The organism is Nocardia brasiliensis ATCC 700358 (genome assembly GCF_000250675.2).
Lineage (GTDB): Bacteria > Actinomycetota > Actinomycetes > Mycobacteriales > Mycobacteriaceae > Nocardia > Nocardia brasiliensis_B.
This window is the reverse complement of the sequence record NC_018681.1, coordinates 2,602,375-2,629,358: the sequence shown is the minus strand read 5'-3', so window position 1 is coordinate 2,629,358 and position 26,984 is coordinate 2,602,375. Positions and strand designations below refer to the sequence as shown.

The 26,984-nt window shown below is 69.3% G+C and carries 23 protein-coding genes; 15 read left to right on the top strand and 8 right to left on the bottom strand.

Annotated features, from left to right (window positions below; translation table 11 throughout):
* From O3I_RS11775 to O3I_RS11745, 7 genes are all read left to right on the top strand, one after another.
* The gene (locus O3I_RS11775; protein WP_014983136.1) at window positions 1-1,695 is read left to right on the top strand and encodes a dipeptide ABC transporter ATP-binding protein; all 1,695 of its coding nucleotides are present in this window, start codon (window positions 1-3) and stop codon (window positions 1,693-1,695) included.
* Window positions 1,695-1,949 carry a hypothetical protein gene (locus O3I_RS11770; RefSeq protein ID WP_014983135.1) on the top strand — a complete coding sequence of 85 codons (255 nt, stop codon included), beginning with the start codon at window positions 1,695-1,697 and terminating at the stop codon, window positions 1,947-1,949. The genes O3I_RS11775 and O3I_RS11770 overlap by 1 nt, the downstream gene beginning before the upstream one ends.
* Complete coding sequence (locus tag O3I_RS11765) at window positions 1,949-3,070, top strand: LLM class flavin-dependent oxidoreductase (RefSeq protein WP_014983134.1); 1,122 nt, start codon at window positions 1,949-1,951, stop codon at window positions 3,068-3,070. The genes O3I_RS11770 and O3I_RS11765 overlap by 1 nt, the downstream gene beginning before the upstream one ends.
* A gap of 94 nt (window positions 3,071-3,164) precedes the next feature.
* A complete protein-coding gene (locus O3I_RS11760; RefSeq protein WP_014983133.1) occupies window positions 3,165-4,535 on the top strand; it encodes an NtaA/DmoA family FMN-dependent monooxygenase in 1,371 nt (456 codons plus the stop codon).
* Window positions 4,532-5,359, top strand: coding sequence for a DUF1684 domain-containing protein (locus O3I_RS11755; RefSeq protein ID WP_014983132.1), 828 nt, complete (start codon window positions 4,532-4,534; stop codon window positions 5,357-5,359). The genes O3I_RS11760 and O3I_RS11755 overlap by 4 nt, the downstream gene beginning before the upstream one ends.
* On the top strand, window positions 5,356-6,507 hold the full coding sequence (locus tag O3I_RS11750) for an LLM class flavin-dependent oxidoreductase (RefSeq protein WP_014983131.1): 1,152 nt from the start codon (window positions 5,356-5,358) through the stop codon (window positions 6,505-6,507). The genes O3I_RS11755 and O3I_RS11750 overlap by 4 nt, the downstream gene beginning before the upstream one ends.
* A gap of 189 nt (window positions 6,508-6,696) precedes the next feature.
* Window positions 6,697-8,724 (top strand): CocE/NonD family hydrolase, encoded by a 2,028-nt coding sequence (locus O3I_RS11745; protein WP_041562567.1) that lies wholly within the window; start codon window positions 6,697-6,699, stop codon window positions 8,722-8,724.
* A 35-nt stretch (window positions 8,725-8,759) separates the two neighbouring features.
* On the opposite strand, the gene O3I_RS11740 is transcribed toward O3I_RS11745, so the two are convergent.
* Complete coding sequence (locus tag O3I_RS11740; RefSeq protein WP_081593964.1) at window positions 8,760-9,761, bottom strand: methylenetetrahydrofolate reductase; 1,002 nt, start codon at window positions 9,759-9,761, stop codon at window positions 8,760-8,762.
* A 105-nt stretch (window positions 9,762-9,866) separates the two neighbouring features.
* Between O3I_RS11740 and O3I_RS11735 the strand changes: the two genes are divergently transcribed.
* From O3I_RS11735 to O3I_RS11720, 4 genes are all read left to right on the top strand, one after another.
* Window positions 9,867-11,018 carry a polyprenyl synthetase family protein gene (locus tag O3I_RS11735; protein WP_014983128.1) on the top strand — a complete coding sequence of 384 codons (1,152 nt, stop codon included), beginning with the start codon at window positions 9,867-9,869 and terminating at the stop codon, window positions 11,016-11,018.
* Between the two features lie 73 nt (window positions 11,019-11,091).
* Window positions 11,092-12,624, top strand: a complete 1,533-nt coding sequence (crtI, locus tag O3I_RS11730; protein ID WP_014983127.1) for a phytoene desaturase family protein — start codon at window positions 11,092-11,094, stop codon at window positions 12,622-12,624.
* Window positions 12,625-12,747: 123 nt separating this feature from the next.
* Window positions 12,748-14,451: an alpha-(1->6)-mannopyranosyltransferase A gene (locus tag O3I_RS11725; RefSeq protein WP_081593963.1), complete on the top strand. Its 1,704-nt coding sequence runs from the start codon at window positions 12,748-12,750 to the stop codon at window positions 14,449-14,451.
* Window positions 14,448-15,470, top strand: a complete 1,023-nt coding sequence (locus O3I_RS11720) for a phytoene/squalene synthase family protein (protein WP_014983125.1) — start codon at window positions 14,448-14,450, stop codon at window positions 15,468-15,470. The genes O3I_RS11725 and O3I_RS11720 overlap by 4 nt, the downstream gene beginning before the upstream one ends.
* A gap of 36 nt (window positions 15,471-15,506) precedes the next feature.
* Here O3I_RS11720 and O3I_RS11715 read toward each other — a convergent pair whose 3' ends face one another.
* Window positions 15,507-15,875 (bottom strand): Rv2175c family DNA-binding protein, encoded by a 369-nt coding sequence (locus O3I_RS11715; protein WP_029893656.1) that lies wholly within the window; start codon window positions 15,873-15,875, stop codon window positions 15,507-15,509.
* 241 nt (window positions 15,876-16,116) lie between these two features.
* Here O3I_RS11715 and pknB point away from each other — a divergent pair, with 241 nt between their 5' ends.
* Window positions 16,117-18,057, top strand: coding sequence for a Stk1 family PASTA domain-containing Ser/Thr kinase (gene pknB, locus O3I_RS11710; protein ID WP_014983123.1), 1,941 nt, complete (start codon window positions 16,117-16,119; stop codon window positions 18,055-18,057).
* Between the two features lie 44 nt (window positions 18,058-18,101).
* On the opposite strand, the gene O3I_RS11705 is transcribed toward pknB, so the two are convergent.
* On the bottom strand, window positions 18,102-19,034 hold the full coding sequence (locus O3I_RS11705; RefSeq protein WP_014983122.1) for an undecaprenyl-diphosphate phosphatase: 933 nt from the start codon (window positions 19,032-19,034) through the stop codon (window positions 18,102-18,104).
* A gap of 183 nt (window positions 19,035-19,217) precedes the next feature.
* Between O3I_RS11705 and O3I_RS11700 the strand changes: the two genes are divergently transcribed.
* Entirely contained in the window at window positions 19,218-19,685 is a 468-nt protein-coding gene (locus O3I_RS11700) for a MarR family winged helix-turn-helix transcriptional regulator (RefSeq protein WP_014983121.1), read from the top strand.
* 48 nt (window positions 19,686-19,733) lie between these two features.
* On the opposite strand, the gene O3I_RS11695 is transcribed toward O3I_RS11700, so the two are convergent.
* Entirely contained in the window at window positions 19,734-21,119 is a 1,386-nt protein-coding gene (locus O3I_RS11695) for a class II 3-deoxy-7-phosphoheptulonate synthase (RefSeq protein ID WP_014983120.1), read from the bottom strand.
* Window positions 21,120-21,276: 157 nt separating this feature from the next.
* Between O3I_RS11695 and O3I_RS11690 the strand changes: the two genes are divergently transcribed.
* Window positions 21,277-21,771: a polyadenylate-specific 3'-exoribonuclease AS gene (locus tag O3I_RS11690; protein WP_041563673.1), complete on the top strand. Its 495-nt coding sequence runs from the start codon at window positions 21,277-21,279 to the stop codon at window positions 21,769-21,771.
* Window positions 21,772-21,827: 56 nt separating this feature from the next.
* On the opposite strand, the gene O3I_RS11685 is transcribed toward O3I_RS11690, so the two are convergent.
* From O3I_RS11685 to O3I_RS11670, 4 genes are all read right to left on the bottom strand, one after another.
* A complete protein-coding gene (locus tag O3I_RS11685) occupies window positions 21,828-23,450 on the bottom strand; it encodes a cytochrome b (protein WP_014983118.1) in 1,623 nt (540 codons plus the stop codon).
* Window positions 23,447-24,676, bottom strand: coding sequence for a ubiquinol-cytochrome c reductase iron-sulfur subunit (locus O3I_RS11680; RefSeq protein ID WP_081593962.1), 1,230 nt, complete (start codon window positions 24,674-24,676; stop codon window positions 23,447-23,449). Before O3I_RS11680 ends, O3I_RS11685 begins: the two co-directional genes overlap by 4 nt.
* A gap of 73 nt (window positions 24,677-24,749) precedes the next feature.
* On the bottom strand, window positions 24,750-25,613 hold the full coding sequence (locus O3I_RS11675) for a c-type cytochrome (protein ID WP_167829130.1): 864 nt from the start codon (window positions 25,611-25,613) through the stop codon (window positions 24,750-24,752).
* A 59-nt stretch (window positions 25,614-25,672) separates the two neighbouring features.
* The gene (locus tag O3I_RS11670) at window positions 25,673-26,284 is read right to left on the bottom strand and encodes a cytochrome c oxidase subunit 3 (protein ID WP_014983115.1); all 612 of its coding nucleotides are present in this window, start codon (window positions 26,282-26,284) and stop codon (window positions 25,673-25,675) included.
* A gap of 215 nt (window positions 26,285-26,499) precedes the next feature.
* Between O3I_RS11670 and O3I_RS11665 the strand changes: the two genes are divergently transcribed.
* Window positions 26,500-26,916 (top strand): hypothetical protein, encoded by a 417-nt coding sequence (locus O3I_RS11665; protein WP_014983114.1) that lies wholly within the window; start codon window positions 26,500-26,502, stop codon window positions 26,914-26,916.
* Window positions 26,917-26,984 lie beyond the last annotated feature (68 nt).

Sequence of the window (26,984 nt, the reverse complement as noted above, 5' to 3'; positions counted from 1 at the left end):
ATGACCACCGCTTCTTCGCCCCGCACGGCAACCGTCGAGGACCGGCCGGGCGCTGTGTCGTGTGCCGAACCCGCAGGGCGGGAAGCAGATCCGCTGTTGCAGGTGCGCAATCTCCGGGTCCGGTACCGGACGGACACCGGCCCGGTGACCGCGCTGGCCGGTGTCTCGCTGAGCGTGGCGCGCGGCGAAGTGGTCGCCCTGGTCGGCGAATCCGGTTCGGGCAAGTCCACCCTCGCGCAGGCGGTGATCGGGCTGCTCGGGAGCAATGCCGAGATCAGCGGCGGCACGGTGACGTTCGGCGGCCGGCTCGTCGATCTCGGATCGGAGCAGGCGCTACGCCGCCTGCGCGGCGCCCGGATCGGTTTCGTGCCACAGGATCCCGGTTTGTCGCTGAACCCGGTGCGCCGGGTCGGCGATCAGGTGGCCGAGGCGCTCGTGGTGCATCGGCTGGCCGACCGGCGTTCGGCCCGGGTCCGCGCGGTCGAATTGCTGGCCGACGCCGGGTTGGACCGCCCGGAGCTGCGCGAGGTGCAGTATCCGCACGAACTGTCCGGCGGGCAACGTCAGCGGGTGCTGATCGCGTCCGCGCTGGCTTGCGAACCGGAACTGGTGATCGCGGACGAACCGACCAGTGCGCTGGACGCCACGGTGGCGCGCCGGGTGCTCGATCAGCTGGCCGCGCAGATCAGCGCCCGGGGCACCGCAGTGCTGCTGATCACGCACGATCTCGCCGTCGCCGCGGAACGCGCGGATCGGCTCGTGGTGCTGAGCGGCGGCGAGATCGTGGAGAGCGGGCCGACCGCGACGGTGCTCGCCGCACCCCGGCATCCGTACACGAAACGGCTGCTCGCCGCCGCACCGAGCCTGGCCCCGCCGCGCGCGTACCGGCCGCCCAAGCCGCGCGAGGGCGCCCCGCTGCTCGCATTGCGCGAGGTGCACAAGCGTTTTCGCGCGCAGGCCGGCGGCTCGGTGACCGCGGTCGCCGGGGTGGGGTTCGAGCTCGGCCGCGGCGAAACCCTGGCGCTGGTGGGCGAATCCGGCTCGGGCAAGTCGACCACCGCGCGAATCGCGCTGCGGCTCACCGATCCCGACAGCGGCCGGGTCACCTTCGACGGCCACGAACTCACCCGGCTGCGCGGCACCCGGCTGCGCACCCTCCGCCAGCGCTTCCAGGTGGTGTACCAGAACCCGTACGCGTCACTGGATCCCCGGTGGCGGGTCGGCACGATCATCGAAGAACCGTTGCGCGCCTACGGCGTCGGCGACCGGGCGGCCCGGCAGGCGCGGGTGACCGAGTTGCTCGGGCAGGTGGCGCTGCCGGAGAGTTTCGCCCGGCGCCGGCCCGCGGAACTGTCCGGCGGCCAACGCCAGCGCGTCGCGATCGCCCGCGCGCTCGCACTGCATCCGGATCTACTGGTGCTCGACGAACCCGTCTCCGCCCTGGACGCCTCGGTGCAGGCGCAGATCTTGGAGCTGCTGGACCGGCTGCAGGCCGAACTGGCGCTGAGCTACCTGTTCATCTCGCACGATCTGGCGGTGGTCCGCCGGATCAGCGACCACGTCGCGGTGATGCGACACGGGCGAATCGTCGAATCCGGCCCCACCGCGGCGATTTTCGACGACCCGCAGCACGAATACACCCGGGAACTGTTGTCCGCCATCCCCACTCCCGCGCTCGCGAAAGGACAAGCCTGATGCCGGATCCGACCTACCGCCACAGCCGGGTACTCGTCCGCACCGGGCACCGGCCCCACTGCCGCAGTCGACCGGAGCCCGCCCAGCCGCCGCCCGGACCGGTGAAACGCTGGTGGCACACGCGGTTGCGGCCCCCGCAACGCGCCGCCGCCACCGCGCTGTGGCAGCACGCGTACTTCTTCGCCCCCGACATCGGCTGCGCCGGAACCCATCCCGCGGCGCGGCAGTGCATCGACTGGAAGGCACCCTGCTGATGACCGAATCCGACTTCTTTCTCGCGGTGGAACTCGCGGGCACCGGAGCGCACCCGGCGTCCTGGCGTCGGCCGGACTCGCGGGCCGAGGAGCTGTTCACCGGCGGGTACTGGGTCGACGCGGTCACCGCGATCGAAAAGGCCGGCGCCGACGCGGTTTTCCTGCCCGACTCGTTCGGCTTGCAGCCCGGCGGCCCCGGTGTCACCCGGGGCAGGCTCGACGCGGTGGCGATCGCGGCGCGGGTCGCCGCGCGCACCCGGCGCCTCGGCCTGCTCCCGCAGGCCCCCGTGACGCACACCGAGCCGTTCCATCTGGCCAAGGCCATCCAGAGCCTGGATTTCGCCACGCTCGGCCGGGCGGGCTGGGAGGTCACCGTCTCCGAAGGCGAGGAGCAGGCCAGGGCTTTCGGCCGCAAGCAGGCCCAGGACGCGGCATCGCTGTGGCACGAGGCGGACGAGGCGATCGAGGTGGTCACCCGGCTGTGGGACAGCTGGGAGGACGACGCGGAGATCCGCGATGTGCCCACCGGCCGCTTCATCGACCGGAACAAGCTGCACTACATCGACTTCACCGGCGACCACTTCGCGGTGAAGGGGCCCTCGATCACGCCGCGCTCGCCACAGGGGCAGTCGATCGTCGCGGTGCGCGCGCACGATGACCCGAGCACAGGTGTCGCCGTGCGAAGGGCCGATCTGATCCGCATCACCGCGGCCGGTCTGGACGCGGCGCGAAGCCACCGCACCGCGCTGCGCACGGCGCTGCGAGCGGCCGGTCGCGACCCCGACGCGGTGCGGGTGCTGCTCGACCTCGACGTGCACCTGGCCGAGTCGGCCGACGCGGCCAGCGCGGAGGTGGCCGAACTGGATGGGTGGGCCGCCCCGCCCGCCGAGACCGGTGTCCGGCACCTCGGCACCGCGGCCGCGCTGCGCGATCTGCTCGCCACCGTGCACCGCTCGGCAGCCGCCGACGGGGTGGTGCTGCGTCCGCTGGCAGTGCCCGCGACCCTGCGGCACCTTCCCGCGCTGGGCCGTACCGCTGTGTCCTCCACCACATTACGAGCCCGCCTCGGACTGTCCCGTCCCGTCAGCCGTTACACCGAGAAGGAAGGGGCTTCCGCATGAGCTCTGCTGCATCCGCGGTCCGATCGCCGCACCCGTGCCCGCGGGTACGGCGATCGGCTGTGCACGTCACCGGAGGGCGCGAGGGGGTGGCGTCGTGACCGGCAAACCACGCAAGCCCATCCACCTGGCGGCGCACTTCCCCGGCGTCAACAACACCACGGTATGGGCCGACCCGGCGTCGAAGAGCCAGGTCGATTTCGCCTCGTTCGTGCACCTGGCCCAGACCGCCGAGCGCGGGCTGTTCGACTTCTTCTTCCTGGCCGAAGGACTGCGCCTGCGCGAACATCTCGGGCGCATCCACGACCTGGACGTGGTGGGCAGGCCGGACACCTTCACGGTGCTCGACGCGCTGGCCGGGGTGACCGGCAAGCTCGGTCTCGCGGGCACGATCAACAGCACCTACAACGAACCCTTCGAGCTGGCCAAGCAATTCGCCTCCCTGGATCATCTGTCCGGCGGACGCGCCGCCTGGAACGTCGTCACCTCCTCCGACGCCTTCACCGGCGAGAACTTCCGTCGCGGCGGGTATTTGGAGCACAGCAGGCGCTACCAGCGCGCGGCCGAGGTCGTCGAGGTCACCCGCAAGCTGTGGGACAGCTGGGCCGCGGACACGCTCGTCGTCGACCGGGCGGCCGGCGTCTTCGCCCGGGAGGTCCCCGAAACCCGCCATCGCGGTTCGCAATTCGATATCGCGGGCCGCTTCGTCCTGCCGCCGAGCCCGCAGGGGCACCCGGTGCTGTTGCAGGCGGGCGATTCCGACGACGGCCGCGAGTTCGGCGCGGCGGCCGCGGACGCGATCTTCACCGTGCACGGCACGCTGGAGGCCGGGCAGCGCTTCTACACCGACGTCAAGAACCGTCTCGCGAAATACGGCCGGACACCGGACGAACTGAAGATCCTGCCCGCCGCGACGTTCGTGCTAGGCGACTCCGCGCAGGACGCCGAGGAGCGCGCTCGCCACATCCGGCAGCAGCAGGTCGGGCCACAGACGGCGCTCGCGTTCCTCGAACAGGTCTGGGGCCGTGACCTTTCCGGCTACGACCCGGACGGTCCACTGCCCGACGTCGACCCGGCGGACAACGCGGACATCACCCGCGGCCGGGTGCGCCACGCCAAGGACCCGCGCGCGGTCGCCGAGGCGTGGCGGGCCCGGGCGACGGCCGAAAACCTCAGCATCCGTGAGCTGATCATCGAGGTGACCGCGCGCCAGCAATTCGTCGGCACGCCCGCCGCGGTCGCCGAGCAGATCGACACCTATGTGCAGGCCGATGCCAGCGACGGTTTCATCCTCGTCCCGCATCTCACCCCGGGCGGGCTGGACGAGTTCGTCGACAAGGTCGTCCCGGAACTGCAGGAGCGCGGCAGTTTCCGCACCGAGTACACCGGCACCACCCTGCGCGACCACCTCGGTCTGCGTCATCCCCACCACCGCACCACCGCCCACGAAGGAGCACGAGCGTCATGACGACCAGCATCAGCACCGTTTTCGAAACCGAGTGGGCACAGTGGCAGCACGCGCGCGAGGACCAGCTGCGCGACCCGCTCGGCTTCCTGAGCCTGACCGCGCTGCACTGGCTCACCGATCAGCCCGAGCGGCTGCCGGACGTGCCGGGCACCTGGTGGGTGACCGACGACAAGGTGTTCATCACCGCGCAACCGGCCGACCGGCTGGACTACGACGGCGAGCGGATCGCCGGCGTGCAGATCATCACGCCCGCCGAGGGCGCGCCGGGACTCACTGTGCGGCACGAGGATCGGGTACTCGAGGTGATCCGCCGCACCGGTCTGTACGCGGTGCGCGTGCACGACCCGGCCGCGCCCACGCTGCTGAGCTTCACCGGCATCCCGAGCTACGCGCCGGACCCGCGCTGGGTGCTGAGCGGTAAGTTCACGCCGCTCGACGAGCCGCAGACGGTGACCACGGGCGCGGTGGTCGACGGACTCGAACACCACCACACTGCTTCCGGCACCATCGAATTCACGCTCGGCGCGGTCACCGAGCGGGTGCTCGCGTTCGGTGACCCGACCGATCTGCGACTGCTGTTCACCGATGCCACCAGCGGCGTCACCACCTACCCGGCGGCGCGCTCGCTGGCAGTCGGTGCGCCGGAGGCGGACGGCACGGTGCGCCTCGACTTCAACCGGGCGGCGAATCTGCCCTGCGCCTTCACCGATTTCGCGACCTGCCCGCTGGCGCCCGAGCAGAACCGGCTGCGGGTGGCCATCGAAGCGGGCGAGCAGCACCCCGGGTTGCCGCACGGCGAGCTATCGGAGCGGAGGACGGCATGACGGTCCCGCTGTCCATCCTGGACTTGGCGCCGATCAGCGCCGGGTCCACCGCGCAGCAGGCGCTGCGCAACACCGTCGATCTCGCGCAGCGCGCGGAACAGTGGGGCTACCACCGGTATTGGCTGGCCGAGCATCACTTCGTCTCGGTGGCCAGTTCCGCCTCGATCACGCTGATCGGCTTGGTCGCGGCGGCCACCTCGCGTATTCGAGTGGGCTCGGCGGCGGTTCAGGTCGGCCACCACACCTCGGCCTCGATCGTGGAGGCGTTCGGCACGATCGACGCGCTCTACCCTGGCCGGCTCGATCTCGGACTCGGCCGCTCCGGCCACCGCCGCAGCCAATACGGTTCGGAGCCCGCGCATCCCAAGGGTGGGCATCCTCGCGTCGACACCGCGACCGGCCGGACCGAGATCAGGGACGGCGTGGTGGTGCCGCCCCCGTTCGACCCCGGCCGGATCACCGATCGCTCGAAATTTCTCGCCTCGATCAGTGCGCTGCAACAGCGCGGCGCGCAGGCACCGCCGTTCGACGAGCAGGTCGACGAGGTGCGGGCGCTGCTGGACGGCAGCTTCGTCAGCCCCGAAGGCGTTGCCCTGCACGCCGTTCCGGGCGAAGGCGCACAGGTACAGTTGTGGGTCTTCGGCAGTTCGGCCGGAGAGAGCGCCGAACTGGCCGGGCGGCTCGGGTTGCCGTTCGCGGCGGCCTATCACGTCGCACCGGGCACCGCGCTGGACGCGGTCGCAGCCTATCGGGACGCGTTCCGTCCCTCCGCGCAGCTGGCCGAACCGTATGTGGTGGTCTCGGCCGACGTGGTGGTGGCCGCGGACGACGCAACCGCCCAGCAGCACGCCGCCACCTATGGACACTGGGTGCACAGCATCCGCAGCGGCGCGGGCGCGGCCGACTATCTCGACCCGGCCACCACGCCGCCGCTGACCCCGGAACAGCACCGGCTGGTGGACGATCGCCTCGCCACCCAGTTCGTCGGCTCGCCGAGCACCGTCACGAGCCGCCTGGCGGCACTGCAGCAGCACACCGGCGCCGACGAACTGCTCGTCACCAGCGTCACCCATCACCACGAGGACAGGCTGGAGTCGCACCGCCTCCTTGCCGACGCCTGGGGCCTGCGCACCGCCCGCGCCGCCTGAAGCCGACGCGCAGCGCGGGCGCGGCGGCGCTACCGAGTAGGTGCCACCGTGCCCGCAGTTCCGTCGCGCTGCACAAGAACCGCGCACCGAATCGGTGCGCCCGACGGTAAATGGGAGCGTAAGCGGAAACCCCCTTGAAACATACAATCGTGCATGTATATTTCTGCCGGTTGATGGAGGAGGGTATCGATGAGGATTGCTCTTGGCCGCCGCTGGGCCCGATGGTTCGTCGGAGCGGTTGCGCTGCTTACGGTTTCGCAGGTGGTCGTGGCCGCGCCCGGTGCCGCGACGCCGGAAGGGGCCGCGGCGTGGACGGCGCTGCACGACGGGCCACAACGGTTTCCGTCCATCCATATCGACTGGGACGTCCCCATCACGATGAGCGACGGGACCGTCCTGAAGGCGAACGTGTACCGGCCCGCCGACGCGCACGGCCCGATCGATACGCCGTTCCCGACCATCGTGAACATGACGCCGTACACGAAACTCGGGTCGATGGTCCTGCAGACCGCGCTGTCGGTGCCGGTCTTGTCCGACGCGGTGGTCGGATTGCTGCGCGACTTCGAATTGCCGGGGACGCCGCTGGAGGGCCTGACCGACGCGACCCGGGTCGCGGGCGGCGGGTTCGGCCGGGTGTTCTCGGTGGACCCCAACCTGATTCGCAGCGGCTACACCCAGATCGTGGTGGACGTGCGCGGTACCGGCTTCTCGCAAGGCAACTGGGAACCCTGGGGCCCGAAAGACCAGTCGGACACCCCGGAGGTCATCGCCTGGGCCGCGGCCCAACCGTGGTCGGACGGCAATATCGGGATGAACGGCGTGTCCTACTCGGGCATCAACCAGGTGCAGGCGGCCGAAAAGCAGCCGCCCGCACTGAAAGCCATCGTCCCGGTGGTGCCGGGCAACGATCTGGTCCGCGACATGATCGCGCCGGGTGGCGCGGCCATCGGCATCCTGCTGCCCTACCTGCTGGTCGTGAACGCGGCCAAACTCATGCCGGACCTGATGTCGTTGCTACAGGGCAGGTTCGACACGCAATGGCTGGCCGATCGCCTCGCCGACCCCCTGTCCTTCCTCGACGTCGGGCTGCAGACGCTGACCGCCGATTCCTTCGACACCATTCCGCCGCAACTGAGCAACGTGCTCGACCCGGACAGTCCGATCCGGCAGGCCTGGCTCGGCCATCCCGAGCGGATCCAGGTGCCGACGATGGTGATCGGCGGCTGGCACGACAACTTCGTCAACGGCGAACCCCGCATCTACCAAGACATTCCGTTGCCGCCCGGGCAGAAACAGTTGGTGATGGGCAACGGCTATCACGTGAGCACCGGCTTCGACATGCGCGGCAAGCCGGGCGAGCCGCCCCGCATCGACGTGCTGCAGCGCGCCTGGTTCGACAAGTGGCTCAAGGGCATCGACAACGGGATCGATCAGTGGGGCCCGGTGACGATGTGGCAGCAGGGCGGTGGCTGGACCACGGCCGAGCAGTTCCCGCGCCCGGAGGCCGAGCACCGGCGGATGTATCTATCCGCGGCGCCGAGCGGAACCTCGGCGCTCAGCGCGCACGACGGCTCGCTCGTGACCGCGGCGACCGCGGACAACGCCCGCCTGACCGTCGCGCCCGGCCTGGCGAGTTTGTGCTCGGCCGACGGAACCCAGGGCACCGCAGGCATTCTCGTCTTCACCGGCTGCGGCAAGGACGCCCGGATCCAGGAGGTCTCCGGCCTGACCTTCACCAGTCCCCCGGTCACCGAGCCGACGACGCTGTCCGGACCGATCGCGGTACATCTGAACACCGTGCACGACGCCACCGACGGCTACTGGACCGCGACGCTGAACGACGTTGCGCCGGACGGACGTTCGGTCACCTTGAGCACCGGACAACTGATGGCGTCGATGCGCGCCGTCGACGACGGCAGGAGCCGCCGGTCCGCCGACGGGGCCTACACCGATCCGTTCCCGGTCATGTCGCTGGCCGCCCGGCAGACCGTCGTGCCCGGCCAGGCCACGCAACTCGACCTCGGCCTCGCGCCCACCGACGCGATACTCCAACCGGGACACCGGCTCCGGCTCGACGTCTTCGCGGGCAACTATCCGAAGGGGCTGCCGATCCGGCCGATGCTCGACGGCACCGGCCTCAAACCGCAACACCTGCAACTGGATCCGGCGGAACCGAGCTATGTGAACGTCCCGCTGAGCGGCACCACCGGCTGGTGAGCGGACGCCCGCCGCGCGCCTGCGGGCGCGGCGGGTCAGGCGCTGATCGGCGCGGCGGTGACGCCGTAGCCGAGGTTGGTGAGCACCTCGGTGGTCGCCTTGGCGAAATTCAAGGTGATGAAGTGCAGGCAGGGCGCGCCCTCGTCGATGAGCCGCTGGGCCATCTCGGTGGCGATCTCGATGCCTGCCTCGCGGACCGCGGCCGGGTTGCCGTCGGGGGCATCGCCCGCGGCGTGGTGCAAGCGCGCCAGCACCGCGGGGGGCAGCGTGCGGCCGCAGAGTTCCTCGGCCCTGGCCACCGTGCGCAGCGAGGTGATCGGCATCAGCTCGGGAATGATCGGCTTGGCGCCCTCGATCGGGTCGAACTTCAGCACGCGATCGCGCAACCGCAGGTAGTGCTCGACGTCGAAGAACATCTGCGTGATCGAATACTCCGCGCCCGCACGCAGTTTCGCGGTCAGGAAGGCAGTGTCGGAGTCGAGGTCGGGCGAGCGGTGATGGCCCTGCGGGAACGAGGCGACGCCGACGTGGAAGTCACCGAGATCGCGCACGATGCGCACCAATTCCTCGGCGTACTCGACACCTTCGGGATGACGCTGCCAGGCGCCGAGCGGATCGCCCGGCGGATCGCCGCGCAGCACCAGGATGTTGCGAATCCCGGAATCGGCGTAGGAACCGACCAGTGAACGCAGCTCAGCCACACTGTGCTCCACGGCGGTCAGGTGCGCCACCGGCAGCAGGGTGGTCTCCTGTGCCAGCGCGCCGGTGACCCGCACGGTGCGGTCGCGGGTGGAGCCGCCCGCGCCGTAGGTCATCGAGACGAACGCCGGATGCATCCGCTCGAACTGGCGCACCGCGCGCCACAGCCGCGCCTCGGCGGGCGCGTCCCGGGGCGGATTGAACTCGACGGAAAACGGCACGGAAGTACCGGAGTGCGTCCGCAAACTCTGTACCACCGAGGGTGTCGCAGAGACGTTCGGCTGCGTCCGGGGCGGACCGCCAGGGGTCGAGCTGCCCCGCGCATTGTCGAAAGTCACTGATCCAGTGTAGAGGTGACCTGCGGTAGCCCCGACGGGTCGGCCGCCGACCGCCGCGTATTCTCGCTGCGAAGAGGGTGTGAGCGAGCGCCCGGCAACCCGACCTTGGAGGCCACGCTGTCCGCCGGAACCGGTACCCAGACGCCGCACCGCACCTCGGCGGCCGAGCTGATCGCGCCGATCCCGGGGACGCCCGCCTTCGTCGCGGCCGTGGAAGGCGCGCTGACCAGGTTCTTCGCTGACCGCCGCGGGACGGTCGAGGAGCTCGGCCCGGTCTTCGTCGAGGCCGCGGACGCGCTGGAACTGTTCGTGCTGCGCGGCGGCAAACGCACCAGGCCCGCGTTCGCGTGGACCGGCTGGCTCGGCGCGGGCGGCGACGCCGCGGGCCCGGACGCCGCCGCCGTTTTGACCGCGTGCGCGGCCCTGGAACTGGTCCAGGCGTGCGCGCTGATCCACGACGACATCATCGATTCCTCGCGCACCCGCCGCCGCTTCCCGACGGTGCACGTCGACTTCGAAACCCGGCACCGCGACCGCGGCTGGGCGGGTGATTCCGCGCACTTCGGCGCCAGCGTGGCCATCCTGGTCGGCGACCTGGCCCTGGCCTGGGCCGACGACATGGTGCACGCCTCCGGTCTCGAACCGACGGCCATCGCCCGGTTCGCCCCGGTGTGGGCCGGCATGCGCACCGAGGTGCTCGGCGGTCAGCTGCTCGACATCAACGGCGAGGCGGGCGGCGACGAGTCGGTCGAGGCGGCGCTGCGCATCAACCGGTACAAGACCGCCGCCTACACCGTCGAGCGCCCGCTGCACCTCGGCGCGGCCATCGCCGACGCCGACGCCGATCTGGTCGCGGCCTACCGCACCTTCGGCACCGATATCGGCATCGCGTTCCAGCTGCGCGACGACCTGCTCGGCGTCTTCGGCGACCCCGCGATCACCGGCAAACCCTCCGGCGACGATCTGCGCGAAGGCAAACACACGGTGCTGCTGGCCGAAGCCCTGCGCCGCGCCGACGCGTCCGACCCGGCGGCCGCGAAACTGCTGCGCACCAGCGTCGGCACCGATCTCGACGCGGACGAGGTGGCCCACCTGCGCACGGTGCTCACCGATCTCGGCGCCGCCGACGAGGTGGAGCGCCGGATCACCGAGCTGACCGACGCGGGCTTGGCCGCCATCGAGACGAGCACCGCGACACCCGCCGCGAAGCAGCAATTGCGCGCCATGGCCTTGGCCGCGACCAAACGCACCGCGTGAAAGTAGCTGCGGCACCGGCCGATCGGGTACACCTGAGCGGCACCGATCGCTGCCCGGCACCGAGGAGAACCGCATGCCTGACGTGAAAACCGTTGCCGGACCGACGGATCGCGTGGTCGTCGTCGGGGCGGGACTATCCGGCTTGTCCGCGGCTCTGTATCTGACCGGCGCCGGACGCCAGGTCACCCTGCTCGAACGAGCCGATCACCCGGGCGGCCGGGTCGGGCGCTATCAGGGGGCGGATTACGAGATCGACTCCGGCGCCACCATTTTGACGCTGCCCGAGCTGGTCGCCGACGCGCTCGCCGCGGTCGGCCGCACACCCGAGACCTGCAAGCCCGCGCTGCGCATCCATCAGCTCGCGCCGAGCTACCACGCCCGCTTCGCCGACCGCACCGAACTGCGGGTGTTCGCCGACGCCGACGCGATGGCGGCGGAAGTCGCGGCGGTCTGCGGCCCCGCCGAGGCCCGCCGCTATCGGCGACTACGGGACTGGCTGGCCCGGATCTACGCCGCCGAGTACGCCGAATTCATGGACACCAATTTCGATTCGCCGCTGGACCTGGTGCGGCTGCCCGAAAAGCGGCGCGCCCTGGCGACTTTGGTGCGTCTCGGCGGGTTCGGCAGGCTCGGGCCGCGGGTCGGGCGCTTCCTGCGCGACCCGCGACTGGCCCGGCTGTTCACCTTCCAGGCGCTGTACGCGGGCCTGCCGCCCACCGCGGCGCTCTCGGTGTACGGCGCGATCCCGCACATGGACACCTCGCTGGGCGTCTACTTCCCGGAAGGCGGCATGCGGGCCATCGCCTCGGCCATGGCCGAGGCGTTCACCGCGGCGGGCGGCACGCTCGAACTCGGCACCGAGGTCACCGGCGTGGACTACACGCGGCGGCGCGCCACCCGGGTCCGCACCGCGGACGGCCGTGGCTTCGACTGCGACGCCCTCGTGCTCACCGCCGATCTCGGCGCCATCGACCGGTTCGGCGTGCGCCGCCGCCGCGGCCTGCGCGCCGCGCCGTCGGCCGTGGTCGCGCACGGGACGGTGCCCGCGGCGCTCGCGCGGACCTGGCCGGTGCAGGCCCATCACATCATCGAGTTCGGGCAGGCGTGGCGGCAGACCTTCGCCGAGATCACCGGACGACGCGGCCGCGGCCGGCTGATGAGCGACCCGTCGCTGCTGCTGACCCGTCCAGCGCTCACCGACCCCGGGCTGCACATCACCCGCGCAGACGGTGCGCACGAACCGCTGTCCGTGCTCGCTCCGTGCCCGAATCTGGACTCGGCCGCACTGGATTGGCGCCGCATCGGGCCCGCGTATCTGCGCGAGTTGCTCGGGGTATTGGAAGCGCGCGGTTACCACGGCATCGCCGAGCACTTCACCGTCGACCATCTGGACACCCCGCGCACCTGGCAGGAACAAGGGATGCTCGCCGGAACTCCCTTCTCCGCAGCTCACCTGTTCCGGCAGACCGGACCATTTCGCCCGCGCAATTTTCCGCATGCCAGCGACAATGTGGTTATCGCAGGTTGCGGCACCACACCGGGGGTCGGCGTGCCGACGACTCTGCTGTCCGGAAAACTGGCGGCAACCCGGATAACCGGTGAATAAGCCCCAGCTCGAGATGAAACCCCGAGGACCAGCGGGATAGGGTTCGGTGCGACGCCGTAAACTAGGCGCCGACCTATTCACTCGCGGTTGCGACCGCTGACCATTCGGGGGGACCGACACCAGATGGCATCCCCCGAAACGCGCGCCGCAAAGGCCACAGTGACAGATATCGACGGCCACGCACCGAAAACCACAGCGCAGCGCGAATCGGCCGCCACCGACACGTCGAGTGTGCGGTCCTGGATGCGTACCAGTGCCGTCTTCCTGCGCACCCCCGAGGGACACGCGGCGCTGCTCGGGTTCTACGGCGCGATCATGATCACCCTCGGCGGGTTCGGCGCGGGCAGCACCCGCAAGCGCGACCCGCTGCTCGAGGCGCTACACCTGTCCTGGCTACGTTACGGCCACGGCTACGCGCTCTGCACGATCGTGATCTGGATCGGCGTGCTGCTGATGATCACCGCGTGGGTCCGGCTGGGCCGCGCCACGATCGGCAAGGGCGACAGACCCGACGTGCCCGTAACGTTGAACGAATTGCGGGCCATCGTCGGAATCTGGATCACCCCGCTGCTTTTCGCGGTGCCGATGTTCAGCCAGGACGTCTACTCCTACCTGGCGCAGGGCGCACTGCTGCGTGACGGTTTCGACCCGTATGTCGACGGCCCGGTGAAGAACCCCGGCGTGCTGCTCGACAACGTGAGTCCCGTCTGGAAGAACACCACCGCGCCCTACGGGCCGATATTCCTGCTGCTCGGTCGCGGTATCACCAGCATCACCGGCGAGAACGTCGTCGCGGGCACCATCGCGATGCGGCTGGTGATGCTGCCCGGCCTCGCGCTGATGATGTGGGCCGTGCCGTATCTGACCAAGCACCTCGGCGGCAAGCCGACGGTCGCGCTGTGGCTCGCGGTGCTCAACCCGCTGGTGCTGATCCACCTCTTCGGCGGCGTGCACAACGAGATGCTGATGGTCGGCCTGATGTGCGCGGCCATCGCGCTGGTGCTGGAGCGCCACCACGTCGCGGGCATCGTGGTGCTGGCGATCGGCGTGGCGATCAAGGCGACCGCCGGTGTCGCGCTGCCGTTCCTGGTGTGGATCTGGATGCTGCACGAGCGCGAGCGGCGCGCGGCCCAGCGCACGCGTCGCGCGCCGGACCAGTTACCGGAGAGCGAACGCCCGCACGATGCCGCGGAACCGACCGAGGACATGCCGCACCCGGCGCTGATGTTCGCCAAGATCGCCGGACTCGGCCTGAGCGTGTTCGCGGCGGTCTTCGTCGCGGCCTCCGCCATCGCGGGCGTCGGCATCGGCTGGCTGACCGCACTGTCCGGCTCGAAGAAGATCATCAACTGGCTCTCGCTGCCGACCATCATGATGCACATGGTCGGCTGGGTGACGACGCTGGACGGCGGCAAGGTGCTCAACGTGACCCGGCTGCTGTGCATGCTCGCGCTCGTCGCGCTGCTCGCCTGGACCTGGTGGCGGTTCCGGCACAGCGAGCGCGAGGCGGTGTTCGGCATCCTGATCGCCTTCGTCGCGATCGTCATCCTCTCCCCCGCCGCGCTGCCCTGGTACTACTCGTGGCCGCTCGCGCTGGCCGCCGGATTCGCGCTGTCCACCACGACATTGATGGTGCTCGTCGGAGTGTGCACCTGGCTGATGCTGGTGTTCCAACCCGACGGCTCGATCGGGCTCTACTCCTTCTGGCACGTCGCGGCCGCGACGTTCGCCGCGGTGGTGGCGGCCCTGTCGCTGCGCACGGTCGATCCGCTGCGGCTGCGGGCCGCGACGCCGAGCACCGAACCGGCCACGCCCGCCCGGACATGACCGGTTTCGCGCCGCCCGCGGTCGAACGCGCCCGGCGCGGCACGGCCGCCGAACTCGCCGTGGCGTATCGCGCCTGTCGGCAGATCGCGGCGCGGTACGGGCGCACCTATTTCCTGGCGACCCGGCTGCTCTCGGCCGAACGGCGACCGGCGATCCACGCGCTCTACGCGTTCGCCAGAGTGGTGGACGATATCGTCGACCACGCGGAAACCGGTGCGGTGCAGCGGTTTCCGGACGGCACCGGAGGTGAGCGGAGCGCGCTCGCACCGGCCGCGCAACTCGACCTGATCGAACGTCGGCTGCGCGCGCTGCTGGACGGCACCGTCCCCGCACCGGACGCCCTGTCGCACAAGACGTTCGAAGCGCACCGCCTGGCGCTGCTCGCGCTGGCCGACACCATCGAGCGCTATGACATTGCGGCAGCGCACTTCTGGACGTTCCTCGACGCCATGCGGATGGACGTGCCCGGCACCGCGCAGTTCCGCGACCGCTACGCCACGATGACCGAACTCCGCGAATACATGCGCGGCTCGGCGGCCGCCATCGGACTGCAGGTGCTGCCGGTGCTCGGCACCGTCGTGCCGCGCGCCGAGGCCGAACCGGCGGCCGCGGCCCTCGGCGAGGCGTTCCAGCTCACCAACTTCCTGCGCGATGTCGCCGAGGATCTCGACCGCGGCCGGATGTATCTGCCCGCCGACGAACTCGCCCCCTTCGGCGTGGACCACGATCTGCTCACGCACTGCCACCGCGCCGGTCACACCGACGCCAGGGTGCGCCGCGGGCTCGCCCATCTGATCGCGGTCAACCGGGACATCTACCGGCACGCGGACGCGGGCATCGACCTGCTGGAACCGCGCGTGCGGCCCGCGATCCGCACCGCCTCGCTGCTGTACGCCGGCATCCTCGACCGCATCGAGGACTCGGGCTACGCCGTGTTCACCCAGCGCGCGGTCGTCCCACGGCCGCGCCGCCTGCGCGTCGCCGCGACACAGTTCGCCACCGCCCTGACCGGACGCTGACGCCCGGCCGGGCCGTGCGCACGCCTGTGCGGCCGGTCAGAACGGATCGGCCGCCGCCCTGCGGACCACCTCGCGGGCGAGCGGGCCGTGCAGAGCGTCGATCGGCTTACCGGGCAGACTGTCGTCGTCGGTGAAGATCCACTGCAGGATCTCCTCGTCGGTGTATTTGGCGTCCTTCATCACGGTGATCAGGCCCGGCAGGGGCTTGACCACCGCGCCCTCCTTGTCGAAGAACCGCTCGGGAACACCTGCCACGCCGTCGCGGCGGATGGCGAGCAGTTGGTGGTCGCGCAGCATCTGATGAACGCGGGTCACCACGAGCCCGAGCCGGTCGGCCACCTCGGGCAGCGGCACCAGCGCCACGGACTCCGGAAGAACATCATCACTGCAGGGAAATGCGCTCATGACTGCGCCTCGCTGGCGCTCGGCTCCGTCATGAGCGCATCTGCGGCTGCGCTGTTGGTTCGTTCACTGCGCTCTCTCACGCCGATAACGGTAGACCGTCCCCCACCGCACGTCGTGAGACACCCGGGCGCGTTTCGCCGATACCATCGTGAGGGCCGCACGGGGCGGTCGATCGCTTGTGGGCGCAACCGCGAGGGGTGAGAACTTTGTGAAAGCCGGAGGACATCAATTGATCGGCCAAATGCTGGAAGGGCGCTATCGCATCGATGCGCCGATCGCCCGCGGTGGCATGTCGATGGTCTTCCGGGGGGTCGATACCCGGCTGGATCGCCCCGTCGCCATCAAGGTGATGGACCCGAAGTTCGCCGGTGACCCGCAGTTCCTCACCCGATTCGAGTTCGAGGCCCGCGCGGTCGCCAAACTCAAGCACCCCTCCCTGGTCGCGGTCTACGACCAGGGCGTGGACGGCGAGTATCCGTTCCTGATCATGGAGCTGGTGGAGGGCGGCACGCTGCGCGAGCTGTTGCGCGAGCGCGGCCCGATGCCGCCGCACGCGGTGCGCGCGGTGGCCGAGCCGGTGCTCGCGGCGATCGGCGTGGCGCACAGCGCGGGGCTGGTGCACCGCGACGTGAAACCGGAGAACGTGCTGATCTCCGACGCCGGCGAGGTCAAGATCGCCGATTTCGGCCTGGTCCGCGCGGTGGCGGCGGCCAACACCACCTCGGCCAGCGTGATTCTCGGCACGGCCGCGTACCTCTCCCCAGAACAGGTGACCAGCGGCACGGCCGACGCGCGCAGCGACGTCTACTCGTTCGGCGTGCTGATCTTCGAGCTGCTGACCGGGCGCGTCCCGTTCACCGGCGACACCTCGATCTCGATCGCCTATCAGCGGATCGAGAACGACGTGCCGAGCCCGAGCCGGTTCATCTCCGGTGTGCCGCCGGAGTTCGACGAGCTGGTCGCGAAGGCCACCGCGCGCGAGCCGGCGCACCGGTTCGCCGACGCGAACGAGATGGCGGCGGCGCTGCGGCAGATCGGCGCGAAGCTGAACCTGCCGCCCTACCGGGTCCCCGCGCCGCAGGAGTCGGCCGAACACCTGAGTGCCAGTTACAAAGTGGCCACCCCGGCCGTCCAGCAGCCCGCGGCGACCCCCGCGCCGCCGTACACGCCGCCGACGGTGCAGCACACGCGAGTGGTCACCGCGCCGCGCCCGCGCGCGGACTACGGCCCCGGCGACTACGACGAGCAGCCGGTACGCCAGCAACACGCGTCGACCCCGTACCAGTCCTACGCACCGGATCCGAACCGGTCGCGGCGCACGGCGTGGATCTGGATCGCCGTCGTGGCGATTCTCACGCTGGTGGTCGGCGTCGGCGGCTGGTGGCTCGGGTTCGGGCGATTCTCGCCGGTGCCCGCGATCGCCGGCCTCGACACCGACCGAGCGGTCGCGACCTTGCGCGACGCCGGATTCGAGACCGAGTTGCGGCAGAAGGCCTCCGACACCATCCCGATAGGCGGCGTGGTCGGCAGCGACCCGTCCGCCGGATCGCGGATCACCAAGGGGTCGACGGTCGCGGTGCTGGTCTCCAGCGGCAAACCGAAGGTGCCGGACCTCAATCCCGGTGACGACATCTCGAAGGTCAATCAGCTGATCCGCGACGCGGGGCTGCAACCGGTGGACTCCGGCGAAGAAGGCAATCCCGCACCGAAGGGCACCCTCGCGCGGGTAGAGCCCGGTCCCGGCACCGTGCTGCCGACCGGCGCGCAGGTGAAGGTGTACCGGAGCAACGGTGCGAAGCCGATCAAGATGCCCGACGTGCGCGGCAAGACGGCAGACGAAGCAGTGAAGCTGCTCACCGACGCGGGCATCAAGGTGCGCGACCGGCAGACCAAATTCGACAAGTCCGTCGAGGCGGACAAGGTGATCGGCACCGATCCGGTCGCCGGGACCACCGTCCAATCCGGTAGCGGCGTAACGCTTTTCGTCTCCAACGCGCTCAAGATGCCCAATCTGATCGGGTCGAGCGTCGGCAACGCCAGATCCAAGCTGGAAAGCCTGGGCCTGCAGGTCGAGGTCAAACAGCTCACGCCCACCGACGGCTCGGTGGTGATCGGCCAGGTGCCGGGGATCAGCGCGAACGTCGAGCCGGGATCCACTGTCCAGCTGACGGCACTGCCCTAGCGCGACAACAGGTTTCGGCCGTCGCGCTCGAACGACACACGGAATCAGAGGAATCGGACGATCGATACCGTTCCCGCGATCAAGCAGTAGACCGCGAACGGGAGCAGGGTGCGCGTCTGGAAGTAACGCTCCAGGAAGCGCACCGCCAACCACGACGACACTCCGGAGACGATCGCGCCGACCAGCACCGGTCCGCGGATTCCGGCGGTGTCCGGCCCGGCCAGCTCCGGGATCTCCATCAGGCCCGCACCCAGGATCGCCGGAGTGGCCAGCAGGAACGCGAATTTCGCCGCCTGCTCGTGCTGCAGGCCACGCCACAGTCCGCCGACCATGGTCAGTCCCGCGCGGCTGAATCCGGTCAGCAAGGCGCCGACCTGAGCGAATCCGATGGCAAGGGCGTCTTCCGGCTCGAGCGCGGCCAGGCGTCGATCCGATCGGCGCTTACGAGCTTCCGCGGTGCGCACGCCGGCCCGGCCGTGCAGCGCGAAACTTCGCCCGTACTGTGCGAGCGTCGGCTCGTTGCGGCGGCGCAGGCCCTCGCCGATGATCAACACGATGCCGTTGAGCACCAAGAAGATCGCGGCACAGATCGGCGCCGCGAACAGCACGTGCAGCGGATGTTGCAGAAACGGCCCCAGGGCCGCGATCGGGAGAGTGGCGATCACGATCAACAAGGCCAACCGCTGGGCGACCGTCTCGGCCCGGCCGGTGCGCAGCAGGCCCGCGAATCCGACGGCGATGGCCCGCCAGTCCCGCCAGTAGTAGCCGAGCAGCGCCACCGCGGTCCCCACGTGCAAGGCCACCACGAAGGCCAAATACGGTGTGCCCGTGCCGGTCTCACCCTGATCGACCAGCCGCTGCCAGTCCCCGCCGAGCCACGCCGCGAGCAACACCGAATGCCCCAGGCTGGAGATCGGGAACAGCTCGGTGACGCCCTGCACCACACCGATGACCGTCGCTTCGAAGTAAGTGAGCATCGCGAAGAGTTTCGCACGGCCACAGTGGCCTACCCGCACCCACCACAGCTCTAGACCGATATGCCCGAATCACCTATCCCCCAGTGACTTTCGGATATCGACCGCAGCGCCGCGATCGCCGATTTGACCTCAACCAAACTTGAGCTTTTATGGTGGCCAGGACGAACGAACAGAGGAACAATCATGACGACACAGCAGATCTCGGATGCGGAGCTGGCCGGACAGCCCGCCGCCTACTGGACCGGACTCGCCTACGAGGCGCTGATCGCGTTCACCCGCATCCGGCTGGCCGAACTCGGGATGACGCAGCCGCAGTACTGGATTCTGCGGAACCTGTCCAAGGCCGACATCTCACCCAACGGACAGGGCATGACGATTCCCGAACTGCGCCAAGCGATGAGCTCGTACCTGCGCCCCGAGGACGACCTCGACGCCGACTCGGCGGTGCTGCTCGAACGCGGCTGGCTCACCCGCGACGAGCAGCAGCGCTGGTGGATCACCGAGGCGGGCGACCAGGCGCGCGCCGCGATGGGGCCGGGCCTGCCCGCGATCCGCGCGCATATCCACCGGGGCATCGACGACGTCGACTACGTCACGACGCTGAAGGTGCTGCAGCAGATGATTCGCAACGTCGGCGGCACCGCACAATAGCCGGAGGGTGCATACTCGGCCGAGTACGCACCCTCCGGAAAGCCTTGCTCAGCGCAGCATTTCGGCGACCAGGAACGCCAGCTCCAGCGACTGCTGGGTGTTCAGGCGCGGGTCGCAGGCCGTTTCGTAGCGACCGGACAGGTCCAGATCGGAGATGTCCTGGGCGCCGCCGAGGCATTCGGTGACGTCCTCGCCGGTGAGCTCGATGTGCAGGCCGCCCGGATGGGTGCCGAGCGCGTGATGCACCTCGAAGAAGCCCTGCACCTCGTCGACGATGCGGTCGAAATGCCGGGTCTTGAAACCGGTGGACGCCTCATGCGTGTTGCCGTGCATCGGGTCGCACTGCCAGATCACCTGGTGACCGGTGGCCTGCACCTTCTCGATGATGGGCGGCAGCACGTCGCGGACCTTGCTGTTGCCCATCCGGGACACGATGGTCAGCCGGCCGGGCTCGTTGTTCGGATCGAGCCGCTCGACGTACTCCACGGCCTGATCGGGCGTGGTGGACGGGCCGATCTTCAGGCCGATCGGGTTCGCGAGCAGTTCGGCGAGCGCGATATGCGCGCCGTCGAGCTGCCTGGTCCGCTCGCCGATCCAGAGGAAGTGCGCGGACAGGTCGTAGAGCACCGGCTCGCCCGCCGCGTTCTCGCTCAGCCGCAACATCGCCCGCTCGTAGTCGAGGACGAGCGCCTCGTGGCTGGCGTAGATACGCGCCGACTTCAGGCTCGGATCGTTCACCCGGCAGGCGGTCATGAACGCGAGACCGCGGTCGATCTCCTCGGCCAGCGCCTCGTAGCGCGCACCGGCGGGCGACTTCGCGACGAAGTCGCGGTTCCAGTCGTGCACCTTGTGCAGGTCGGCCATGCCCGCGCCGGTCAGCGCGCGCACCAGGTTCATCGCGGCGCTCGCGTTGGCGTACGCGCGCACCAGCCGCGACGGATCGTGTTCGCGCATCGCGGCATCGGCGACGAGCGCGTTGACCATATCGCCGCGGTAGGACTTGAGGCCGAGCGAATCGGTGTCGGAGGAGCGCGGCTTGGCGTACTGCCCCGCGATCCGGGCCACCTTGACCACCGGCATGCTCGCGCCGTAGGTGAGCACGACCGCCATCTGCAGCAGGGTGCGGATGTTGCCGCGGATATGCGGCTCGGTGTTGTCGGCGAACGTCTCCGCGCAGTCACCGCCCTGCATGAGGAACGCCTCGCCGCGGGCCACCTCGGCGAGCTGTTCGCGCAGCTCCTCCACCTCGGCGGGCACACAGATCGGCGGCACGCTCTCCAGCACGGTGCGCATCACCGCCGCCTGTTCCGGATCCCACGACGGCTGCTGTAGCGCAGGGCGGGCCAGCGCTTCGTCCAACCGCCTGCGCAGCTCCGTGGGCAGCGGCGGCAGTTCCGGCAGGCGATCGATGGGTACGTCGACGGTCCAGTTCACTCGTTCAGAATACGGACCCTTCGGACGGCCGTGGTACCCACCGTAGGGGTGGTGACAACCACCACCCTGCCCCGATGCGAATCGCGCCCCCACCCCGCTTAGGGTGATTGACCGAGACATATCCGGGGGCAACACCGAACTGCGGAGGAGTAGAGCGATCTCGCTTCGATATTTTTACGACTGCGAATTCATCGAGGACGGGGTGGTCATCGACCTGGTCTCCATCGGTGTGGTCTGCGAGGACGGCCGCGAATATTACGCGGTATCCACCGAATTCGACCCGGGCCGGGCCGGGCCGTGGGTGCGCAGGCATGTGCTGCCGCAACTGCCCTCGCCGTCCTCGCCGCTGTACCGCAGTCGCACCCAGATCCGCGACGAGCTGTACAAGTTCCTGGTGCCGCGCTCGTCGGTGGTGCCCGAACTGTGGGCCTGGGTCGGCGCCTACGACCACGTGGCGCTCTGCCAGCTGTGGGGCTCGATGGTCGACCTGCCCAGCGCACTCCCCCGCTACACCAACGAACTACGCCAGCACTGGGACGCGCACGGCCGCCCCGAACTGCCCCCGGTCCCGCCGGACGCGCACGACGCCCTGGCCGACGCCCGGCACAACCTGGCCAAATTCGAAGCCATCGAAGCGGCCCGCCGGCGCTGACCACGAACGACGAAGGCCCCGAGTCGAATCCGACTCGGGGCCTTCGTTGTCAGCTGTCAGTGGCTGTGCTTGCCACCGTTTTCGAGCTCCTGGCGCTTCTGCAACACCGCGAGCTGACGGTGCTCCTCGGCGTGCTCGATCTCGAAGTGCTGCTCGCTCTCCTGCCACGGGTCGGCCCGCAGGAAGCTACCGGTGCCCGGCTTACCCGCCGAACCCAGCTTGTTCATCTTCTTCGGGACCGGGGCGCCCTGGTACTCCAGCGGCAGCGGGTGACCGTGATCGTCGACCGGGCCGAGCGGCTGGTGCACCTCGATGTACTCACCGTGCGGCAGGCGCTTGATCACACCGGTCTCGATGCCGTGCTCGAGCACCGCCCGGTCGCTGCGCTGCAGGCCGATGCAGAACCGGTAGGCGACGAAGTACGCCACCGGCGGCACCACGAGCAGGCCGATGCGGCCCATCCAGGTGGTCGCGTTCAACGAGATGTCGAACTTGAGCGCCAGGATGTCGTTGACGCAGGACAGCGTCAGGACCACGTAGAAACCGATCGCCATGGCGCCGATCGCGGTACGGACCGGCACATCGCGCGGACGCTGCAGCAGGTTGTGATGCGAACCCACATCGCCGGTGAGCCGCTTCTCGATCCACGGGTAGGCGATCAGGACGGTGAACACCAAGCCCATGATCAACGCGACCCAGAACACCGCGGGCACGGTGTAGCGACCCAGGTACAGCTCCCACGGCGGCATGAGCCGGGCCAGGCCGTCGGTCCACATCATGTAGAAGTCCGGCTGCGAACCCGCCGACACCTGAGACGGGTTGTACGGGCCCAGGTTCCAGATCGGGTTGATCTGGAAGACGCCACCCATGATGCCGACGATGCCGAGGGTGAACGCGAAGAACGCGCCCTGGTCCGCGGCGAACACCGGCACGATGCGCGCGCCGACCACGTTGTTCTCGGTCCGGCCCGGGCCGGGGAACTGGGTGTGCTTCTGGTACCAGACCAGCGCGACGTGCGCGGCGATCAGGGCCAGGATGATGCCGGGGAACAGCAGCACGTGCGCGATGTAGAGGCGCGGGATGATGATGTCGCCGGGGAAATCACCGCCGAAGATCAGCCAGTGCAACCAGGTGCCCGCGATCGGCACGCTCATCGTGATACCGCCGAACGCGGCGCGCAGGCCGGTGCCGGACAGCAGATCGTCGGGCAGCGAGTAACCGAAGAAGCCCTCGAACATCGCCAGGATCAGCAGCAGGCAGCCGATCACCCAGTTCGCCTCACGCGGCTTGCGGAACGCGCCGGTGAAGAAGATGCGGAACAGGTGGATGATGATCGACGCCGCGAACAGCAGCGCCGCCCAGTGATGCACCTGGCGCACGAACAGACCGCCGCGCACCTCGAAGGTGATGTTCAGCGACGACTCGTAGGCCCGCGACATGGTGACACCACGCAGCGGCTGGTACGCGCCGTTGTAGACGACCTCGGTCATCGACGGATCGAAGAACAGGGTCAGGTAGACGCCCGACAGCAGCAGAATGATGAAGCTGTACAGCGCGATCTCACCGAGCAGGAACGACCAGTGGGTCGGGAAGACCTTGTTGATCGACCGCTTCATGAACGCGGCGGCGCGATAGCGCTCGTCCGCCTCGTTCGCCTGAGCTGCAACGGAAGGGCTCATGAACGACGCTCCCAGAAGGCCGGTCCGAGCGGCTCGATGTAGTCGCCGTTGGCGACCAGGAAGCCCTCGGAGTTGACGGTGATCGGCAGCTGCGGCAGCGCGCGGGCGGCGGGACCGAAGACCGGCTTACCCCACTCGGTCGCCAGGAACTGCGACTGGTGGCAGGGGCACAGGATCTTGTTGGTCTGCTGCTCGAACAGCGATGTCGGGCAACCGAGGTGGGTGCAGATCTTCGAGTAGGCGAAGTAGTCGCCGTAGTTGAAGCTCTCCTGACCCTTGCGCTTGATCGCCTTCTGCGCGTCTTCGGTGCGCAGGCGAATCAGCATGACCGGGTTGCGGATACCGCGCAGCGACTGCAGGGTGGCGTGCTCGTCGCCGCGCCACTTCTCTTTCCAGGGGAACACCGTCTCCATGGCGCCCGCGTCCAGATCCTCCGGACGCACCAGCACGATGTCCTCCGGGCGACCGGTGTCGCGCCGGATGTAGATGGTCTCGCCCTCGTAGTCGGGGGTCCAGCCGGACACCCACAGCGGCGACTTGTCGCCCTTGGCCCACGGGTTCTTCACCATGCCGCCGACGAACACCAGCAGCGCGCCGATGCCGAGCACACCGACACCGGCGCCGGCGGTGCGGGTGATCAGCTTGCGGCGGGCGAGCGTGGAGGTCTCCAGCGCGTCGCTCAGTTCGGCGACCAGCGTGCGGCGCTCGACCTCGGGCGACGGACCGTCGTGCCGGTCCTGGATGGACAGTTCGGCCGGGATGAACAGCTTGCGGATCAACACCACCGCGATGCCGATGACCAGCACCGAGACACCGAAGGTGATACCGACCAGCGGCGTGAACAGCGAGTAGGCGGCGTGGCCGTCCTCCTTGTTGGCCTTGAACTCCCACGGCCAGAACAGGAACACACCGACCAGGGCGGCCGCGGCGATGCCGGACACGGCAAACCAGAACGCGACCGCGCGCTCGGCCCGCTTCTCGGCGCGGGTACCCGGCACCGGGAACCGCTCGCGCCGGTAGGCGACATCGACGCCGTCGCGCTCGGTGCCGAGCTTGACCAGCTCGTCGCGGCTCATCGCGTCGAGTTCGGCCTCGGTCGGCTCCGTCAGCGCATGGCCGTCAGTCTTGGCCACATGGGCGCCGGCCCCTGTGACCTGCTCGTTCGACGGCTCGACGCCGTCGTGGCCCTCATCCGGCCGACCCACGTTAGGCTCCTTCTCAGTCATGACTGCATCCTTCGGGTCATGCGCCCGGCCCCTGCGTGGTCACGCGGAGCTACCGCCTCCGGGGCTGACGTGCTCATGACCGGGACCCGATCCAAATCGCGGCACCCACGACCAGCGTGATGCCGACCACCCAGATGACCAGACCCTCGGTCGCGGGACCGAACCCACCGAGGTCCCAGCCGCCGGGGGCGCGCTCTTCCTTCGCGTTCATCACGTAGGCGATGATGTCGCGCTTCTCTTCCGGGGTCAGCTGCCGATCGGAGAACTTCGGCATGTTCTGCGGGCCGGAGATCATCGCGTCGTAGATCTGCTGCTCGCTGGCGGGCTCCAGCGGCGGCGCGAACTTACCGGAGGACAGCGCACCGCCGCGGCCGGTGAAGTTGTGGCAGGACGCGCAGTTCATGCGGAACAGCTCGGAGCCGCGAGCGATGTCGTCGCCACGCAGGGACTCCTGGGCGATCTCGCCGTTCGGGTCACGGACCACGCTGGGGCCGCCGCCGTTGGCCGCGACGTACGCCATCAGCGCGTCGGTCTGGTGCTCGTCGAACTTGGCGGGCTTGCGCTGCGCCTGGGCCTCGTTGCGGGCCATCGGCATCCGGCCGGAGGAGACCTGGAAGTAGACGGCGGCTTCACCGACGCCGATCAGGCTCGGGCCGCGGTCCTGGACACCCTGCAGGTTCGCACCGTGGCAGGTGATGCAGGACGTGTCGTACAGCTGGTTGCCCTCACGGATCAGCGCGGACTTGTCGTCGTTCGCGGTCGCGAGCTGCGGGTTCGGCGTCAGGGCCGCCGCGAGGAAGCCTGCTCCGACGAGGCCCACCAACAGCGCGAGGCCGCCCGCGATGCGACGGCGAACGCGGCGCTGCCTGCGCGTCTTGCTGGCCTCGCCGTTCCCTTTGCTTTCGGGCGCTGGCGCTGACGGGGGAGATGAACTCATCTGTGTCCCTTTGGAGTAGACGGAACCGACGTGTGCAAAAGACTGGGGTATCGCCCGGGTCAGCGGACGAAGTAGATCGTGGCGAACAACCCGATCCAGACGATGTCGACGAAGTGCCAGTAGTACGAGACGACGATCGCGGCGGTGGCCTGCGCCGGGGTGAACTTACTGACCTTGGTGCGGATCAGCAGGAACACGAAGGCGATCAGACCGCCGACGACGTGCAGACCGTGGAAACCGGTGGTGATGTAGAACACCGAGCCGTACGAGCTGCTCGAGATCGAGGTGCCCTCGTGGACCAGGTTCATGTACTCGTAGGCCTGGCCGCCGACGAAGAACGCGCCCATGATCAGCGTGATGACGTACCAGCGGCGCAGGCCGAACACGTCGCCACGCTCCGCCGCGAAGACACCCATCTGGCAGGTGAACGACGAGGCGACCAGCACGGCGGTGACCGGCACGGCGAGCTTCAGGTTCAGCTCGGTCGGCTCCGGCGGCCAGTTGCCGTGGGCCTGGGCGCGCGCGACGAAATACATCGCGAAGAGGCCGGCGAAGAACATCAACTCGCTGGACAGCCAGATGATGGTACCGACGCTGACCATGTTGGGCCGATTCAGCGAGTGCACACGCTGGGTTATGGCCGATCCGGGGGTCCCTACTGCGGTCGTCACGGGGGTAAGTATGACTCGTCGTAGTACGACACAAGTACCCGGGTGCGAAACTTGTGTCTCCGTGTCGGAAAACCCACGGACAGACAGGCTCTCGACCTGGGCTCGGCGTGTTGGAGATCGTTTCGCCGGACGACCGGGGTGAGCACCGGATGTCGCCGGGTGACGCCCGCACAGCATGACAGGCAGTACTGAGTAAAAGCTGAGATGGAGGCGATGTGGCAGCGGGGATATGGCGCCGATGGTTCGGCCGCCGCGGCGGGGCGACACTGGATCCGAGCCGGGCCGATCTGGTGGTGGTCACCGCGAGTTTCGATGACGCCGAGGCCTGTTCGGCGGCGCTGGCCCGCGCGGACGGCTGGACCGCCGACGCGCCCGCGGTGCTGCGTCATCATCTGCGGATCCCGGCCGAGCAGGTCGAGACGGTGTGCGCCATCGCCGCGCAGGACGGCTACGCGCCCGCGCCCCGGGTCGGCGGCCCGGGCACCGACCCGCTGGAAAACCTGATCTTGCAGCGGGTACAGGTGCTCGACGCGCTGCACTGCTCGCAGGAGCGTTCCCGGATGGCCGGTTTGGCGCAGCGGCACGAGGGCACCGCCGACGGATGGGACGCACTACAGCCGCGGCCGGTTTAAGCGCGGGCTTCCCCGCAAGGGAGCACAGTAAGCTTCTTCGCGACGAACTGGTGCCTGAACCAGTGTGA

What these genes read in the sequence shown, in the direction of transcription:
- O3I_RS11775 (WP_014983136.1), top strand. Translation starts at nt 1, where the DNA reads ATGACCACCGCTTCTTCGCCCCGCACGGCAACCGTCGAGGACCGGCCG.
- O3I_RS11770 (WP_014983135.1), top strand. Translation starts at nt 1,695, where the DNA reads ATGCCGGATCCGACCTACCGCCACAGCCGGGTACTCGTCCGCACCGGG.
- O3I_RS11765 (WP_014983134.1), top strand. Translation starts at nt 1,949, where the DNA reads ATGACCGAATCCGACTTCTTTCTCGCGGTGGAACTCGCGGGCACCGGA.
- O3I_RS11755 (WP_014983132.1), top strand. Translation starts at nt 4,532, where the DNA reads ATGACGACCAGCATCAGCACCGTTTTCGAAACCGAGTGGGCACAGTGG.
- O3I_RS11750 (WP_014983131.1), top strand. Translation starts at nt 5,356, where the DNA reads ATGACGGTCCCGCTGTCCATCCTGGACTTGGCGCCGATCAGCGCCGGG.
- O3I_RS11745 (WP_041562567.1), top strand. Translation starts at nt 6,697, where the DNA reads ATGAGGATTGCTCTTGGCCGCCGCTGGGCCCGATGGTTCGTCGGAGCG.
- crtI (WP_014983127.1), top strand. Translation starts at nt 11,092, where the DNA reads ATGCCTGACGTGAAAACCGTTGCCGGACCGACGGATCGCGTGGTCGTC.
- O3I_RS11725 (WP_081593963.1), top strand. Translation starts at nt 12,748, where the DNA reads ATGGCATCCCCCGAAACGCGCGCCGCAAAGGCCACAGTGACAGATATC.
- O3I_RS11720 (WP_014983125.1), top strand. Translation starts at nt 14,448, where the DNA reads ATGACCGGTTTCGCGCCGCCCGCGGTCGAACGCGCCCGGCGCGGCACG.
- O3I_RS11715 (WP_029893656.1), bottom strand. Translation starts at nt 15,875, where the DNA reads ATGAGCGCATTTCCCTGCAGTGATGATGTTCTTCCGGAGTCCGTGGCG.
- pknB (WP_014983123.1), top strand. Translation starts at nt 16,117, where the DNA reads ATGCTGGAAGGGCGCTATCGCATCGATGCGCCGATCGCCCGCGGTGGC.
- O3I_RS11705 (WP_014983122.1), bottom strand. Translation starts at nt 19,034, where the DNA reads ATGCTCACTTACTTCGAAGCGACGGTCATCGGTGTGGTGCAGGGCGTC.
- O3I_RS11700 (WP_014983121.1), top strand. Translation starts at nt 19,218, where the DNA reads ATGACGACACAGCAGATCTCGGATGCGGAGCTGGCCGGACAGCCCGCC.
- O3I_RS11685 (WP_014983118.1), bottom strand. Translation starts at nt 23,450, where the DNA reads ATGAGCCCTTCCGTTGCAGCTCAGGCGAACGAGGCGGACGAGCGCTAT.
- O3I_RS11680 (WP_081593962.1), bottom strand. Translation starts at nt 24,676, where the DNA reads ATGACTGAGAAGGAGCCTAACGTGGGTCGGCCGGATGAGGGCCACGAC.
- O3I_RS11675 (WP_167829130.1), bottom strand. Translation starts at nt 25,613, where the DNA reads ATGAGTTCATCTCCCCCGTCAGCGCCAGCGCCCGAAAGCAAAGGGAAC.